Raw genomic sequence first — 17812 nt, 5'->3', positions numbered from 1 at the left:
CAGAAAAACGAGTAAAAAAGTTCCCCATGGGGCCCTGCAACAGCAGAACCCGTTCAGAAAGTAATAAACGGTTTATATGGACGGACATAAAGAAATTAACCTATTTTTTTTAGCATATTATACAGGGCGAATAATACACGTTTATACCTATCGTTATAACTTACCGGTTGATCTAACTGTTTTTTTATATACGCAATCACATCCTCAGGTCTAACCAGAGGGATACCCGACACCTCGGTATATGCTAAATTATAGGTCGGATATTCTACAAGGGTGATATACAATAAATCGTCTAATGTGAGATGTCTATTGCGTCTTTGTGATGAATACAGGTCTTGTGTCAAGCCCCAGCCTGCATAGAAAGGCAATCCATAACAATAGACTTTTAGCCCACGAATCAAGGCTTCAAAGCCACTGAGCGAGGTGATGGTATGTACCTCGTCACAAATTTCAAAACACTCTAAAATGGAAGTATCGAGTTCCACCTGATCGGCATATTGCAACATGTCCGGTTCAGGAATTTTCCCGATACGTAGTCCGGTTTGGACATCTGGATGCGGCTTGTAAATAATATAGCTGTCTGGGTGGTTTTCCCGGACTTGCTTGAGCAGACCAAGATTGGTTTTAATTCCCATTCCCCCCAGCTGAATCGACATATCGTCCTCCACCTGTCCAACGACCAACAAAACACGTGGATGTTGGGGGCGTGTTAATGATTTTGCTGTCCCGACATTATATTTGGAAATATTTAAATCAATGAGTAATTGTCTTAGGCGCTGCGCACGATCACTCTGTTGCGCGCTTAAATTCACATTTAAAAGCAGCTGTTCCATCCGTGAAGGCTTTGTGGCATCGTAGTAAATTCCGACATTGTCAAAAACCAGTGAACAGGGTCGGATCAGTTTCGCCCCTAGGCCCACAGAACGAATAAACCCATCCTCAACAGTGGTGACCTGTTTATAATCCAGTTCTTTCAGCAGTTTGGCTCTTTTCCCCCAGGCCAGAATATGATGATTTTTATGTGGTTTAAAATAACGCTGAAATTTCAGCTTGAGCTTGGGAAAAGCAAAATAAGCTGCAATAAACTTTTTTTTCCAGGGACTGAATCCATACGCTCTATACGATTGAGCCAGTCCTTGCTGAAACTGAATATTAGGAATGAGTAAGTCTAGAATTTCTTCCAATTCACAGCGTTGACCTGTCACCGGATTGACGTAACGGGCATATTGCAAATAAGCACAGGCAAATAAATGTGTTAAAGATTTAGTTTGAGTGCGTCTGTTATTGAGGATATGCAAGGGTGCGTGATGGTCTTGGGTAAGTCCCCAACCTGCATACCACGGGACACCAAAACAATGGACTTTCTTGCCACAAAGCAAAGCTTCAAAGCCTAGTTGTGAACTGACGACATAGACGTCGCTCATATAGTCCAACAGCTCAATCGGATTATAGGCATCAGTCAAGACCTGAATGTTTGCAAATGCAAAGTCGTGCGCCTGGAAATGCGATTGCGCTTTGCCCGCCAGTACATCGGGATGGGTTTTGACCCAAATCGTTGCTTCCGGATGATCTCGACAAGCTTGCGCCAGCATTCGCTTAAAAGTTTCAGGTGTCGCGCCTGCATATTTTATGGATTGATCACCAAAAGTTTGATCTACCACTAAGATATGTTGGGTATTTTGTTTAAATTTAGCTGGATCTATGTTTTGAAATCTTTGATTATATTTAGTGATTTTATGATTCAAAATGGTTTGAATTGCGCATTCAGCACGTAACTTCAATTCTTCATTTTCAGCTTGAAGAATCAGTTGTTCCAGGTCTGATGTTTGCAAGGCATCAAAATAAATTCCTGTTTCATCGACCACCAGGGAAAGAGGTGCATAACCGTCTTTGCCTAAGCCAAGAGAACGGATAAATCCGTCTTCCAAACAGAGTACTTTTAAGCCCTTTTGTTTAGCTAAGGTTTGAGCTTTGAAAAAGCTTTTTTTTCTGCCCCAACCACAGAGAATAAATGCATGTGGATGAAAAGTGGCCTCCCATACATGCAACTTATTTCGATAAAGAAAATTTCTCAAAGAGGGTTGATGTTTTTTATAAAAAAAATAATACATAGTTTCCAAAAACTTAATAATTTTTTAATCATTAATTAATGATAAAAAAGATTTTTCATAAAAACAATCTAAATTAGTAGCTGTATTGGTAATAAAACCATTTTTTTCAAAGTAATCGAAATTAATATAATAAGCAAAAATAGAATTTATTGAAGTACCAACTTCTATATATCCAAAATTAATTTTCTTTCTTTCAGGAACTTCTAACTGCTTTACTAAACTTTGATTAGTATCAAGTACAATTTGACATTTTTCATCAATAACCCAAACTCCATCATAATTCGGATAAGCTTTTTCTATCATATTTAATCCAGATTCAATAGTTTCAACTTTTAAACTATCAACAGATTCAAAAGATATTTCACTTTTTAATAAATTTAAAATAATACAATCTGCCCATCTTTTTTTAATTAATTTTACCAAATCATGAATATTACTGGAACCTTTATAAACTACACAAACCAGCACCCTAGGTTGAAATCCAGAAATAGTTTTCTTTAAATTCCCATTAATTTTATTAACTAATAAATTCTTATAATATCTTCCTAATTTTTTTTGTTTTTTTAAAATATGAATCATTCGATCATTACAATCTTGGGAGTTAGTAGATATAATAATAGGATGATAAAAACCTTGCTTAATATTCACAAAGTTTGGGCTAATAAAATATAAGTTACCGTTAGTTGTGAAATTAAAATTTTCTAAATCATCTTTACTATACAACTCATCCATACGCAAAGTTGTATAATTTTGACTAAAATTTGCTAAAAATGATTCATCATTTAAAAATTCAGGAAGATTATTTTTAGAATAGATTTCTACATACTCTATTCTTTTTTTTAAAGCATCTAAACAAAAAAGTTTTGATACATAAACCATACTGAATAACATTTTCTTTGCTATAGATATATTAAAATATTGCTCAGCGCTTTCCTTCCAAGGCCAGCCATTATGCGCTTCCCAAAAAGATTTAGCACACAAATCTAATTTTTTTAATAAGGGTTGTTCAAGATAAAACAGTAAATTCTCACTAAATACAAAAGCATCATCTTCTATAAGCCAATATCCCTCATAATTAGGATACTCTAATGTCATTAAATATAAGCCAAAATCTCCACACAGCCATCCTAAATTTTCTAATTCTACATATAGCCCTAATTCAGTTAAAGTACTTTTATTAATTGATACCTTAGGGAAAACTCCACAATCTACGTCTTTTTTTAACTCATCAACAACTAAAACCACATCTATATTTGCATTTTTATAGTATAAAAAAAGACTTAATGTTTGTATATCAATTTTTTCTGTTCTTAGTCCTATTAAAAACCTTTTCATTAAATTTTCCTGCCGTGTAATATTTTAAAGTATTTTATGAAAAATCTATATTAAAAAATTAATTTTACAAATTAAGATTACTAAATTAGATTTCACACAATAAGACTAAACAAAAAAATCAAAAAATCAAAAAAAATAATTATCTAAAAAAACTCATTTTGTTTTTTACAGCATCAAGGAAAAAACCCTTTGGATTTTTAATTAGTTTACGAATTTTTTTATTACTCTCTAAAAATTGAAAATAAATACTGAATTTTCCAGGAGAAACAGAAGGCTTTTTTTCTTCTATAATTTTTTTTGATTCAAACATAACTTTTGCCGCAATAAAAGATTTCTCTGAATAAGAAAAAACCTTATGATTACCAATATTTATTGAATAATTATCAATATTAAACTTTTGAACTTGAATATTTTTATAACCATGTGAGAATCTATCACCAAAATTTCTAATTTTATCTTCAGCTTGGAAGGTACTATACTTTTTTTCGCGCAACCAATTTATAAACTTAAATAAAATCATTTCGTCTAAATTTTGTTTGCCTTCAAAATCTAAAATAAATTTAATTGCTTGCTCTAAATTAACTACCTTTGTCGCAAGTCGTCCATTTAAACTATAAAAAGCATTACCTATACAATAAGGTTTTTTACCATGTAATATTGAAAGCAAGCCAACACCTGAATTATAAAGCACAATATGATCAAAAACATTTAAAACAGCATGAATATTTACATTATCTAATAAAATAATGTTTTTAGCATTATCAAAGCTATTAATAGTAGGCATTAATGGATGTGGTTTAATATAAAACATTATTTCTGAATATTTCAAAGCCAATTCTTTTATATCTGCAATAAAATCATTATAGTTTTGATTATTTTCATTAAAATAAGTTACAGCCATATCATCTGGCAACTGAAAAGGAATAAAAATATTATTAGTATTTTTATTTACAATTAAATGAAGAGCTTGGATAGAATCCTCATAATTCTTCATGTATTCTAAAGTATCCCCCCCCATTCTAATTTTTGCAATATATCTTAAAATATCTTCTTTTTCTTTTATACTTAAGTTTTTATTTAAAATATTTTTAGTAATAAGGTCTTCATCATAAAAATCAGCATCATTATAAGATACTTCATTTGCATAATAGATAGTGTTTGGTAAAGCACCACGTTCAATAATTTTAACAGGAACCTTGTTTTCCTTTGCTAACTCAATTAAAGCATAATAATCTTTATGACTTTTCATATATGGATTAAAAATGCAAACTATATCTACCTCTCGATGTAGTATTTTTTTATATGCTTGATTAATTTCTGCTTGATTTGAACTTGAGGCAACTTCCAATGCATAACCTTGAGCTCTAAATGGTAGAAAATATCCCCATTGATCTCTATCATTCATCAGACATAGGGCTTTTTTGTTGCGACCTAAATAATCAATTTCTAGAATCTTTTCTTCATTTTGTGAGTAAATATCTAAAATTTTATTAAAACGCTCCCGTTTCCAATCATTATTATTAGTCCAATACCCTTTTTCACTGGGTTTAGGGTGCCATATATGGTAGGTTTTATAACCTAAATATGCAGACGTAAAAGTTAATGCTTCTAAATATTTTCGAAAACCTTCATAAGTTGAGGCCTTCCAAAAACTATCTTTGAGTGGTCCATAAAAATCTTTATTCAAGTTTCTAGGTTTTGGTAAATCACTTGTTAAATAACCTAAACGAATTAAATATTCAAAATCTTCAGAACCATGACCTCGGAAAACATCACAATATCCACCACTTAAATCATATAGGTTTTTATGCATAAATAAGATATTGCTATATGGTGCAATAAATTCGATTTCTTCTTTAAACTCAGCTTGAAGAGAATAATAGTCTAGATTTCTAATATATTTTTCTTTATCTAATGGCTCTAATATTTCAAAATCTTTTGAAATATTTTCAGCTAGATGAATAACTGGAAAAGTAATATAACGTCTAGGATTTATATTGAATTCCAGTAAGGTTGCATCTTTTGCTAAAGTTTGGAAAATATCTCCTCTAAATACACAATCAATATCAGAAAATAAAATCAAATCTGTTGTCACGTATTTAAAGGCCAAGTTTTTGGCCTTTGATGCTGAAAATGTATTCGTATCATTGATTTTTACATAAGTTACATTTGATTTTTTACATTCATCTTCGATAAGTAATGAATATTTTTCCTCTGAACCAAAGTCTAAAATTAAAATTTTTGGACAGGGTTGATAAAAGTTTAGGCAAAACTTAATACGTTCTAAAATCCAAGGAGTAAAGTCTGAAACTCGAATGGTAAGAACATAAGTAATATCTTTCTCTGAAAATTTTTTAAACATTTTTGAAACCTTTTTTATTTATTTTTTTAATTATTTGAATAATATTATATAATTAGAATTCTGCTTAAGCTGATATTTCATATACTTGAATGGCTAGCTTATTTGTATGTCAGAGTCGATAAACGCATACAGAAGCGTAAATCCCTTTGAAATAGTTTCAAATACTTCTCACCTTACTCTTCCATAAATTGTATTTTCCTTTCAATAATTTGAAAAGTCCTGAATCAGGCAGAATACATATTTTAAATTAAATATCGTTGCTGCAAGCGTAAATCATAGGGTAACACCCTAATGGTTTTCTGTTATTTTTTCTCCTCTAATGATTTTCGGTTATTTTTTTCAAGTCAATTTTATCCGCGGTTCAGATTAGTTACAAATCCAACGCGGCTTTCGCTGCTACCGCAATCTGATAGATGACCTGAGTGATATCACGGGTCAGCTCGATGCCTTTAGATTTATTCGATTTCTGGCTAAAACCGCCGACCTGCTCGATATAATCCCTGGCATTCAGTCCATTACTGTATTCAATCCCATTCGGGAAAGCAACTTCGCCCTGTTCCAGGATCACATTCTGAAAAGAATCGGGATTGAGGACCACCAGCCCTTTCGGCTCCACCTGACGGGCTTTAACAATGAACTGCTTGACCAGCTCTGCATCACGCAAGCGCAAGGTGGCTTCTTCCTGGGTACTTGAGCGGGCATTGAATGTGGTTTCCTCCAGCTTGTCCAGGGCAACATTCAGCATCTCTTTCTGTCGTGTGGCCACAGAAGCACGGTAAAGCTGCAAGGACTCGACTTCAGCCAGAGCATTCGGATGCAGCTGCACCAGTACATCCCCCAGTCTGGCACCATAGGGCAATACAATGGCATGGGCACCATTATGTGCCTCATCGACCCGTACCTGAATGGTGCCTGCATAGCGGTCAGCCGTCACCGTAACCACATCACCATCTTCGATCATGATATTCGGTGCCTGATTTATAAAAAGGTAAATCCATAACAATAGACTTTTAGCCCCCGAATCAAGGCTTCAAAGCTACTGAGCGAGGTGATGGTATGTACCTCGTCACAAATTTCAAAACACTCTAAAATTGAAGTATCGAGTTCTACCTGAGCCGCATATTGCAACATGTCCGATTAATGTTTTTCTAAATATTTAAATAACATCATGAATTAATATAATTCCAAATTTTTCTGACAATTTTTTATCTTTTTGTCATATGCAAATTTGCACAACCACTGTATACGTTGTCTAAATGACATTATTCTAAGATTTTCCTCACAATAACCAATCAGATAATCATAATGTTTTTGTATTTCATCTTTTTGTTGTAAAAAACTGAATTCTTCAATATTAAAGTTTTGCAAAGATCGCTCGGTCGCATACAAATATTGCACCTGACGGGGAATAATCAGCGTATTTAAATCATCCTGCTCAAAAAGGACCAAGGTGGGTATCTTCTTGTTAATTAGCTGCATTTCCATCGCTGAAATGTCAGTCACAGCAGCTGAAATTTTAATCTCAGGCTTATAGGATTGTGAAATAAGCGTATAACCTCGATAAAGCCAGTGATCTGCTAATTTGACCTGTGATTTCACCAATACAATTTCAACTGGTGATTTCTTCAACTCATTCATCATCTTTTTGAAATGAAAAAAATATTCTTTATCCCGGTGTCCCAGATTAGGATGGAGCTGGATATACAGTTTTTTAATCCCATATTGCTGGATGATATGACTTAAAATTTTGGTGGCTTGCACTCCAATCGAGGAATAATTCTCTTCAGGTATGCCGCCTTCCCAAGTAGGGGCATAAAGCAGGCTCTGACTATCGGATGCAAATACATAAGCATTTTGCCCGATAAAGGTATCCCCCATCGTTAATACACGATGTTCATGCTGAATATTGTATGGGTTAAAAATACTGGCCTTTAAGAACCGCTCAATACCTACCTGCCCTGAAGTAATCACAAAATCATAAATTCTTATAATCGGTTTTATAGAAGCCAATTTATGGCTTTCACCATGGGTTACAAAAATATGAGTTAAATCACGGCGCGCAGTAATTTTACAATTTGACTGTGCATTGAATAGATAAAATACGACTTTGTTTGAGCTAAAATCCAGATCACTGTTTTTTCGTATAAATTTATATTTTATCTGTCTTGAGCCAAGCCTGTTTTTTATATATTTTTCAATATCTTTATAATATTTAAAATAAACGCAAATACAGTCATCAGCATTAAAAATATCTGTCTCAAAATAACTTGTGAGTTGATCGATTGTACCTTCAATTTTTGAGTCTATATAAATGTAATACAAATTATTTTCAGACATGGGCAGCCTCTTATCGACCGTCTTTTCGAACATCAACAATAATACCTGTATTTTGGGTACCCAGCACTTTTAAACTGGCCAAGGCAACCTCTTGGGCAGACAGTAATAATCCTGGGGGCTCTATACCAAAGTTCGCTGTTCGCATTGGGGTAGCTGTGCGTTCCGGATTAATACAGGTAACCCGAATATTTTCATTACTCCATTCTTCGGCTAAAGCTTGAGTAAAGTTGACGATCGCTGCATTTGATGATGAATATACTGCGTAGAAAGCCCGGCCTCGAGTATAAGAACTTGAAGTAAAATTTATTAACATGCCAGAAGTTTCTAGCAGATAGGGTTTTGCTGCAATTGCCACATTTACCGCACCGGTATAATTCACACCAATTAAAGATGTGAGTTCCTCCACGCTCAACCGATCAATAGGTTTCTTGATCAGAAGGCCTGCTGTATTCACCACATAGTCAATACGACCTGTTTTTTCCTTTATACCAGCCAGATAAGCTTTAACATTTTCCAAATTACAAATATCAACCTGATTATATGACCGACTTGCAATTTCTACATGCGCCCCATGTACCAGGGCTAAATTTTTCATTTCCAGACCAATACCACTGCTACCGCCAAAAATAACAAGATTTTTATCTTTTAAAAATTTAAGACTATCGCCATTTTTAAACGAAATATCATGAGCAGACTGCAGAAACTTTTCTGCAATAAATAAATCGACAGGATGGGTTACTTTAATATTACGCTCATCTCCCTCAACCGTCGCCACACGTACTTGAGGTAACATGGCACGTACTACCCCGCAATCACAGGTAAAAGTCTTTCGGTTTATTTCTAGTGCCTTACTATAAGCAAGTTGAATGGTGCCCAGAGTGAAAGCTTGAGGTGTTTGTCCACGGCGCATAAATGAGCGGTTGGGAATACTTGAAATACATCCATCATCATAGACTTCAACTAAAGTATCCGCAGATGAAATCACCACATCGACAGCATCAAAATTCTGTAGGGCAGCAAGACAATTAGAGATAATTTTCTGATTCACTAAAGGTCTTACTGCATCATGGAACAAAACTTTACACCTAGCCTCATTCCCTCTTAAGGTAGTCAGTGCTGAATAGGTTGAGTCAAAACGTTCTGTTCCCCCTGTCACTACTTTGGTAATTTTTGACCATTTATTTTTTTTAATAATTTCCCAGGTAAGGTGAATATGCTGAATTTGGGAAACAATAATAATTTCGTCAATCTCGTCGGAATTCTGAAATACATCGATGGTGTATTCAATAATTGCTTTACCTGCAAGTTTAGTAAACTGTTTGGGCAATGCTCCACCAAAGCGTGAGCCAGAACCACCAGATAAAATTACAGCAATGTTTTTCATCATCTTCTTCTCATTATTTTTATTATTTAGCACAGCGTTATATCTACCAATCCAGGTAGGATATATATTTAATTATTATTTTTAAAAGATAGCATGAATTAGTGTAATAACACTAGATTCGTTAGCCTAAACCCAAGATTCTATACAAATCACTTAATTATCAAACGATCTATTGCTTTTAGAATAGATGCTCTACAAAATAGCTTATCAATTAGATCAAAAAAACACCATGGATAATAATAAATTAATTTTAATTTATAATGACTTAGTTCATTCAAAGCAAAACTCTCAGCCCCCTGTCACACAAAATGAGGATTTTAAAAAAGCCTTAGTAGCAGAATTTAACAAAAATTATGATGAAGCACTTAAGTCTTATGAACAGTGTAAAAAAGATTTTGCCAATGATGCACTTGTAGATCTAAAAATTGCAGGTATTTATGAAAAGAAAAATGATAAAGAAAAATCTCGACTCACTATAAGCAATGCCATAAAACATACACTCCATGCGAATTATGATGTGGAAGCAGCGTTCAAGATCCACCCGTCACTATTATTAGAACGCCACATCATGGCTGAATTTATTATTCAAAATAAATCTGAGATTGAGAGAAAAATCAGAGAAAATTTAAGTATAAAAAAAATCAATCAGAATAAAGCTTTTGTTTTCTGGGATAATCCAGCTACAGCTCCTGCTGTAGTAAAGGTGGCATTAGAGAGTCAGAAAAAATATATCGGTGAGGATTTTGACTTAATCTTTTTGACTAAGAATAATTTATCTGACTATGTCAGAATTCCTGCACATATCCAAACGCTGATTGACTCTAGTCCGACTCACTTTTCTGACTGGCTCAGGACAGAATTACTCACCAAATATGGAGGCATCTGGCTAGATTCGACCTGCCTACTCACCCAGGATTTAAGTCAATCATTACAGGAAATCAAGAAACAAAACTGTTTCTTTTTTACTTATAGCGGTTCTCGGGTGGGCAACTGGTTTATTTATAGTTCTCCGAACTCCTATGTCTTGAATGCAATCCATATCATCTTAAATTTATGGTGGAAAAATCAGAAAAGTTTAACCAATTATTTTATGTATCATGACATCGTTGAAATGCTGTATTGGACGGATGAAGAATATAAAGCTGAATGGAATAACATGCTTAAAATCCATCCTAGAAAAGCTTTACAACTCAACCAAAATCTCACAAAAGACTTTAATCAGGAGCGCTTTAATGAAATCATAAATGACTTTTTCATCCATAAATTAACTTATAAATTTGATAAAAAATTATATAATACAAACAGTTTTGTAAATTATATTTCCAATTTACCTAAAATAAATTTTGTTCAGGATATTCCGGAAAAGAAATTATCGGAGAGCAAAAAACAAAAATATATTTGGATATTTTCTTCTTATAACTGGCAAGGTAACCCTAAAGCTCTATTTTTATATATGAGTCAAAAATACCAAAACTCTCATGATTGCTGGTGGATTTCAGAAAATAATGAAGAATATGAAACTCTAAAAAAAATCGGTCTTAATAATATTATTTCTGTTAAAAATAAGCGATGCAAAGCTCTCTTTGCAGAGTGTGATGTCTACATAACTGAAAATTTTAGAGAAAAATATCCTGATAACCTCCCAGCAACGACAAAAGTCATCAATACCTGGCATGGGGTTGGTCTAAAGCATATTGAATTGGCACTTGGCCCAGAGTCTATTTTAGCAGACAGTATTGTTCGTAAACATATTCGAAATTTTAAGCTCTATCGTAATCAGTCTTATTTCCTTGCTACATCACCCGCAATGGAAGATCACTTTATTCAAGATACTATTATAGAGCGCTCTCAAATTATCCGAGGGCCTTATCCCCGTAATATCGTTTATGATCAGGTACAAAGTTATGCTATTGATCAGCTGATAAATAAATCCCATTATCGGAACCTTATTCTGTTTGCACCCACCTACCGGATCAAAAAAATTAACGGGGTACTGAGCGAACTTATACCGAGCTTTGACTTATTATTATCTGTACTGGCAGAAAATAATGATCTGCTGATTATTAAAGTCCACCCTTTTATGAGAAATGATCCATATTTTCTCGAAATACAGCAGCAGTATTCTGACTCAGAACATATTATGTTCTGGAATGACAATTATGATATCTACGAAATTTTTCATTTGATTGATATTGCAATTGTCGACTATTCAAGCATTTTTTATGATTTGCTCGAAGCCAATATCAATAAATTCATCCGATATATTCCCGATTATAAAGAATATTCAGACTCTCTGGGATTTATCGATGATTATTTCAAATTAACGAGTGGTGTCATTTCAGACAGCTTTGAGCATCTGCTACAAACACTTTCTCAAGAAATACCGGTGATTGAAAATAAAGATGAGTTATTGGAGTATTTCTTTTCTTATTCGCAACAAAAAACTTTAGATCAGCTCATTGCAGAAATTGACCAGCTCAAAACATTTTCAGTCCAGTACAAAGAATTACATAGCTTTGATGTATTCGATACGCTTATTCACCGCAAAACGCTGGCACCGTTTAGTATCTTTGCCTTCATGCAACAAAATCTCATGCGTTCAGATCTAAATTTCCCGCAAACATTCAAAGATAATTGGGTGCAAATCAGGCATAAAGTTGAAATGGATGCGCGTGACATGTTTAGAAAAACAACATTTGAGCGCAAAACCGATCAAATTGAAATTTCACTCGATTTGATATATGAGCGCCTGCAAAATAACTATTTGCTCACCGCCCAACAAGTTGATTATCTAAAAACACTCGAGATGGAGAGTGAAATGGCTCATGCCGAGCCTATTCAGCCCCGCATTGAGTTTCTGTTAGAGCTCCAAGCTCAGGGACAGGATGTCATTTTGATTAGTGATATGTATCTTCCTGAAAGCGTGGTCCGTACTATGCTGAGCCAGGCAGATTTCCGTTTGAGTAATATTCCGCTTTATCTGTCCAGCAGCACCGGTTATCAAAAATCGACAGGGGAAATCTATAAACATATTTTCTTTGAAAAAAAATATCAGTATGAAAAATGGGTCCATTATGGTGACAATGCACATGCAGATGGCAGGGTACCAAGAAAATTTGCAATAGAAACTCGAGTTCACTCCATCGATAGCTTTGTTCCATTTGAAAGTAAATTCATTCATTCTGCTCCAAATTCCTGTAAATACCAGTCATATCAACTCGCAACGCTGATGCATCGTTATCGGCAGAATAAGTTAAGCTCTGGCAGCAGTATCAGCAATTTTGAATTTGAAAAAAGCTATTATGCCTATGCATATGCGGGTTCACTGCTGGTTCCTTATGTACACTGGACGATTATTGATGCACTAGAACGCGGTTATGAAACACTTTATTTTATTTCCCGTGATGGACATTACCTGAAACTGATTGCCGATGCCCTGATTGACCAGAAAAAATATCCAATAAAAACAAAATACATTTATGGCTCTCGCAAAGTGTGGCGCCTTCCCTCCTTCATCAACACGATTGATGATGAAATGTTTGGCCCTTTTGGCAACTTTGTCGGTATGGACAGTTTTCAGGATCTGGTGCGTGCGAGCTATCTGTCTGAAGATGAACTGCTTGCACTTTTTCCTGAATTTGAAAGCTTAAAAAAAGCGAGACATTTACGGGGTGAGACTGCTGAAAATATCCGTAAGATATTGTCAAACTCGGAAATTTACCGCCAAAAAGTCCTGGATCTGGCTGCTAAAAAACGAATTATCGTAAAACAGTATTTATGTGAAAACATGGATTTTTCAGAGAAGTTTGCTTTTGTAGAATTCTGGGGAAGAGGATATACCCAAGATACTTTTACTCGCCTGTTAACAGATGCCGCTGGGCACGAGATCATCAATCCATTCTACTATATCCGTAGTTTTAGCCCTGAGAGCACATCTAGTCTTCGACATAATTTCGTACTGGCTCCTGTAAACTTCTCGTATTTTGAACCTTTATTTGCCAGTACCCCCTATGAAAGTATCTCAGAATATCAAAAAGTTAATGACTCTATAGAGGCAGTGATCGTACCAAGACTCAATGAATATTATGTATCTTTCCAACAAGGCCTCATTAAATTCGTAGACGATTATCTCAAAATCGAAACAGAGGAACCGGCCAGCTTTGCACGCGTCTTGAATGAATATAGTTATACCTATCAGATGAGAGAATTTAATGACCAGTTTATTTGCAATATATTTGCCAAGTTAGAAGACAATATTTCAAGTTTTGGTGAAATGAAAGAATTTGCGCCTATTCTTTCCCTTCAACAACTTGAATCAATCAGAGATAAAAAAGATTTAGACCAGCTCACCAGTTCTGCTGCTATTTCACTTTCCCGAAGTAATGCGGAAGTTCGAGCTTATTATCAAAAAATATTTCAAAAGATGAAATTGCCCCCAGTGAATTCAACAGGGATCAGATATGTTTATCCATATAATAATCTTGAAAACTATATTCGTGCTGTCGACTTCCCTATCCAGGTCGTTGCCATCCAACAAAATTCGATATATTTAGATATCGATCTTCCTAAAGACTCTAAACGCCAGGATCAATATTTGGCACAAGGGGAAATTTTTGAGGTTATTGCGATTGAATGGTTAAGCAACGGAATTCCACGTTTAGTTACCCAGCAGGGTTATGTGACGGCACATAAAGATTGGGTGCTTCCGTTAAAAGAAGCAGAAGGCGTTTACATTCGTAAAAATGCATTAGGCGAATATGAAGCCATTGAGCAACCTCCAACTACAAAAGAGAAATTAAATACCATGAAAAACAAACATATAGATCAACTCATTAGTCTTCTTGAAAAACCTTATAAAATCCTTAATAAAAACGGGGATTTTGAACATATACACCGTAAGTGGGGCAAATTTACCCGTAACCCTCATCAATTCTTCGCTGATGCAAAGAACGAAAAAATTATTTTACTCAAGCATTGTTTTGATGAAAATCATAAAGTAGGTAAAACCCTGACAGGATGGATACGCCGCAATTTATAAACACATTTTTTATATTTTAAACATCTCATATAGTGTTGATGAGGTGTTTAGAATTTTAAATATATTTAATTTTCCTTCTTCATATAAGTTAAATAATTAATTTTATATTAATATGGAATTCCCTCTGGTGTAACTTTATTCAAAAATACCGTATCAAAACTATTATTTAAATGTCCAATATCCAAAGCTCTCATCCCCTGACGATGCAGTCTTGCAGAAAGTACTGTTCCTGTCGGGCCTAGTGCTATCAAAAATATATCAATATGTTTTTTTTCCAGACATTTTGCTAGAGTTTTATCTATATCCTCATAAGCATTCTTATTTTTTGAAAAAATATATTCTGCATTTTCAATATTAGAAAAGATTTGATGATCCACATTAAATCTGGAATTTTCACCTGATATAAAACAGATTTTTTTCTCATTCCATATCGCTTTCCACAAAGCCACCATTTCCTGACCATAAAAATAAAAAGCCTCAGGCCTAGTAATCATGGCATCACCAATACGATTCTGCTGCAGGTAAAACTTGCATTTGGGCCAATAGATCGGCCAAAATTCTTGCCAGAATTTATCTTCAATGAGTAAACTAGGATAACAAACCAGTAAGCCATTATTCTCAAGACTAATTTCTCTGAGTTCTTGCATCAATTTCCAATCATGTGTTTGAAAGCCACATCCATTGGTGGTCACCATGCAACGAATTTCACCATCACCAAATCTGGCGATACTCAACTCCTGTTCTTTGATCGCTACTAAAGTATCACGTAATGTTAAATATTTATCTTTCAAGCTATTCGCCATATCTAGATAAATATCATTAAAATATTTACTTGAAACAACCTGATTTATATTGATCAATTTATTGTTTATACTTTTAAGTAAATAAATTTCATTACTACTATGTTCTAGTAGCTGACTGATAATTTTCCTCACTATTTCTGCAATATTATCTTTATCATCTAAAGTCAAAAAATCAACTAGCAACTGATTATTAGAGAATATTTTTGTTTTATAATTTATTTTACAGTTAAAATGCTGGCAAATATTTTCCCAACTATTATCATTTCTAAAAACAAGAAAAATTTCTTTTTTTTCATTAATATCCAAGGCAAAATAAATATCATCTTTCTTTATATTAATATACACCACTTCATTTCTATATATTTCTATTTTTTCCACAAATTTTTCTTTTAACAAATTAAGCTGTAAAAACCTGTGCATTTCATTTAATTTCATCTAATTTTCCTCTACAAGACTTACATCAAAGAAAACAATTAAATTATTTAAAAACTAAAATGCAATTAAATATATATTATCTCTCTGATTTAATGTTTTTATTATTTATTTAAAATTATTGTTATTTTATTGATATTATTGTGAAAAAAAATCAAATCAATTTGATATTAAATATCTCCCATTCCTTAACCTCTTTTGCACCTAACTTAAACTCTCCCTTAGGGGTCGCGGTAAAATACTGGCCATTCTCATAGGCTACACTTATTTGATAATTAATGATGTCATGTAGTTCAAGTTTGAAAAACATTGCCTTTTTAAAAGGGTATGCTACTAATCGCCCTCTCTTATCAGTATATAAATATATAATTTCATTAATTTTCTCTAAAAATAAATAACATATTTTCTGGTCAAAATCATAAGCAACTTGCACAAAATTCAGATGAGACTCTATCTCTTCAGAAAGAGTAACAAGTTCACACTGTTCAGTTAAATCATTATAAACAAGAGCTGTATGATGAGTCGTTATCAATATTTTTTTATCAAAATTTCCAGTGGAATTAATATCAATTTTATCTATAACATATAAATCACAGCCTTTTTTTAAGTCTTCACTTTCAATAACATGCATTAATTTATATGCATCTGACAAACCTTGTTCTCCATATTTATTATATCGATCTTTTAAATTTTCTAGTCTTCTTACTGAAGGTCCATCCAGATATTTAACATTAAATTTTTTATTTATTCGATTCAAGGTTTTTTTTATAAAAAAATCAACTGTCAATGCCTCAAAATGTAATAACTTAAAATCCTCGACAATATAATTTGTTTTTAATGTAATATCTATGGGATTAAAATTATGTAAACCAGGCCATTTTAGCGGTTCATCGACCCGGAAAAAACATTTACCAGACACATGACCAAATAGTCCTGCCTTATGTATCAAGCCTTCCGGATAAATTTCATTCCAAAAAAATACATCACTACGTTTTGTATGATGCTTAAAATATTGGGTTGCAAATACCTTTTGATAACTTGAAGGTGCATGATTGAGATAGATCGCTTCAAAAGGTTTAATCCGGAGTGAAAAAATATTATCAGGTATGCTATTCAAGATTCTGCTGATATTCCTTTCAGAATAGATGAACTCATCAATATCAACACATGCCACCCATTTCACTTTAGTTTTGGTCAGGGCGTGTATTACATTATGACTTTGCCTGTCTTCCACGCCATCTGGCCTGCCTACGAAGTCTAAATTTTTAAATTTATAATCCACATTCCAGAAAGCCTCATCACATACCTGTATATCTATCCGATGATTATCTGAATAGAGATCCTGGATATATTGATCGGCAGGATCATCAAGATAGATAAAAATTTCAGATGCACCGAGTTTAAGATAATGCTTAATAAACCTATCTATTAATTCTTGATCTGCTTTTACTGTTACGACTACTGACCAGTTTGTCATTTTTATACACTTTTAAATTATTATATTTATTGTTAGAAATACTTAGCCTGTCTCTAACTTTAACTTTAGAGACAGGCGAGTAGTTAGAGATCCAACGCCACTTTCGCAGCCACCGCAATCTGATAGATCACCTGGGTGATCCCACGGGTCATCTCGATGCCCTTGGTCTGGGCTTTCGGCAGCACTAGAATCTCGTCACCCTGCTGGATTTTCGCAGTTTTACTGACCAGTTCTGCTCTACCATTCTGCCGGATCACAATCACTTTGGATTTATTCGATTTCTGGCTAAAACCGCCCACCTGCTCGATATAATCCCTGGCATTCAGTCCGTTACTGTATTCAATCCCGTTCGGGAAAGCCACTTCGCCATGTACCATGATGACTGAGGTTTTTTCCGGAATATAGAGGATATCGCCCTGTTCCAGGATCACATTCTGAAAAGAATCGGGATTGAGGACCACCTGCCCTTTCGGCTCCACCTGACGGGCTTTGACAATAAACTGCTTGACCAGCTCTGCATCACGCAAGCGCAA

Annotated in this window: 9 protein-coding genes and 1 pseudogene; 1 reads left to right on the top strand and 9 read right to left on the bottom strand. The window is 34.1% G+C overall.

Going from position 1 to position 17812, the window contains the following annotated elements; genetic code table 11:
* Positions 1-95: 95 nt before the first annotated feature.
* The 6 genes and pseudogenes from KUG37_RS13845 to KUG37_RS13820 form a co-directional block, all read right to left on the bottom strand.
* Positions 96-2111, bottom strand: coding sequence for a capsular polysaccharide biosynthesis protein (locus KUG37_RS13845; RefSeq protein ID WP_216940612.1), 2016 nt, complete (start codon positions 2109-2111; stop codon positions 96-98).
* 24 nt (positions 2112-2135) lie between these two features.
* Positions 2136-3446, bottom strand: coding sequence for a hypothetical protein (locus tag KUG37_RS13840; protein ID WP_216937547.1), 1311 nt, complete (start codon positions 3444-3446; stop codon positions 2136-2138).
* 139 nt (positions 3447-3585) lie between these two features.
* Positions 3586-5808, bottom strand: a complete 2223-nt coding sequence (locus KUG37_RS13835; RefSeq protein ID WP_216937545.1) for a hypothetical protein — start codon at positions 5806-5808, stop codon at positions 3586-3588.
* 370 nt (positions 5809-6178) lie between these two features.
* Positions 6179-6790 (bottom strand): annotated as a pseudogene (locus tag KUG37_RS13830) (polysialic acid transporter); the annotation flags it as partial.
* A 191-nt stretch (positions 6791-6981) separates the two neighbouring features.
* The gene (locus KUG37_RS13825) at positions 6982-8145 is read right to left on the bottom strand and encodes a hypothetical protein (RefSeq protein WP_216937543.1); all 1164 of its coding nucleotides are present in this window, start codon (positions 8143-8145) and stop codon (positions 6982-6984) included.
* Between the two features lie 10 nt (positions 8146-8155).
* Complete coding sequence (locus tag KUG37_RS13820; RefSeq protein WP_216937541.1) at positions 8156-9532, bottom strand: bifunctional cytidylyltransferase/SDR family oxidoreductase; 1377 nt, start codon at positions 9530-9532, stop codon at positions 8156-8158.
* A gap of 226 nt (positions 9533-9758) precedes the next feature.
* Here KUG37_RS13820 and KUG37_RS13815 point away from each other — a divergent pair, with 226 nt between their 5' ends.
* The gene (locus KUG37_RS13815) at positions 9759-14567 is read left to right on the top strand and encodes a capsular polysaccharide synthesis protein (protein WP_216937539.1); all 4809 of its coding nucleotides are present in this window, start codon (positions 9759-9761) and stop codon (positions 14565-14567) included.
* A gap of 107 nt (positions 14568-14674) precedes the next feature.
* Here the strand turns inward: KUG37_RS13815 and KUG37_RS13810 are convergent, their stop codons facing one another.
* The 3 genes from KUG37_RS13810 to KUG37_RS13800 form a co-directional block, all read right to left on the bottom strand.
* Positions 14675-15805, bottom strand: coding sequence for a GT-D fold domain-containing glycosyltransferase (locus KUG37_RS13810; protein WP_216937537.1), 1131 nt, complete (start codon positions 15803-15805; stop codon positions 14675-14677).
* Positions 15806-15956: 151 nt separating this feature from the next.
* The gene (locus KUG37_RS13805; RefSeq protein ID WP_216937535.1) at positions 15957-17279 is read right to left on the bottom strand and encodes a glycosyltransferase family 2 protein; all 1323 of its coding nucleotides are present in this window, start codon (positions 17277-17279) and stop codon (positions 15957-15959) included.
* Between the two features lie 83 nt (positions 17280-17362).
* Positions 17363-17812: SLBB domain-containing protein (locus KUG37_RS13800; RefSeq protein ID WP_216940610.1), on the bottom strand; the 450-nt coding region annotated here is incomplete at its 5' end.

This window comes from Acinetobacter sp. BY419, assembly GCF_019038395.1.
Classification (GTDB): Bacteria; Pseudomonadota; Gammaproteobacteria; order Pseudomonadales; family Moraxellaceae; genus Acinetobacter.
This window is presented reverse-complemented; position numbering and strand designations above follow the sequence as displayed.

Excerpts from the sequence above, each read along its gene's own strand:
- KUG37_RS13810 (WP_216937537.1), bottom strand. The coding sequence starts at position 15,805 with ATGAAATTAAATGAAATGCACAGGTTTTTACAGCTTAATTTGTTAAAA.
- KUG37_RS13825 (WP_216937543.1), bottom strand. The coding sequence starts at position 8,145 with ATGTCTGAAAATAATTTGTATTACATTTATATAGACTCAAAAATTGAA.
- KUG37_RS13805 (WP_216937535.1), bottom strand. The coding sequence starts at position 17,279 with ATGACAAACTGGTCAGTAGTCGTAACAGTAAAAGCAGATCAAGAATTA.
- KUG37_RS13840 (WP_216937547.1), bottom strand. The coding sequence starts at position 3,446 with ATGAAAAGGTTTTTAATAGGACTAAGAACAGAAAAAATTGATATACAA.
- KUG37_RS13845 (WP_216940612.1), bottom strand. The coding sequence starts at position 2,111 with ATGTATTATTTTTTTTATAAAAAACATCAACCCTCTTTGAGAAATTTT.
- KUG37_RS13820 (WP_216937541.1), bottom strand. The coding sequence starts at position 9,532 with ATGATGAAAAACATTGCTGTAATTTTATCTGGTGGTTCTGGCTCACGC.
- KUG37_RS13815 (WP_216937539.1), top strand. The coding sequence starts at position 9,759 with ATGGATAATAATAAATTAATTTTAATTTATAATGACTTAGTTCATTCA.
- KUG37_RS13835 (WP_216937545.1), bottom strand. The coding sequence starts at position 5,808 with ATGTTTAAAAAATTTTCAGAGAAAGATATTACTTATGTTCTTACCATT.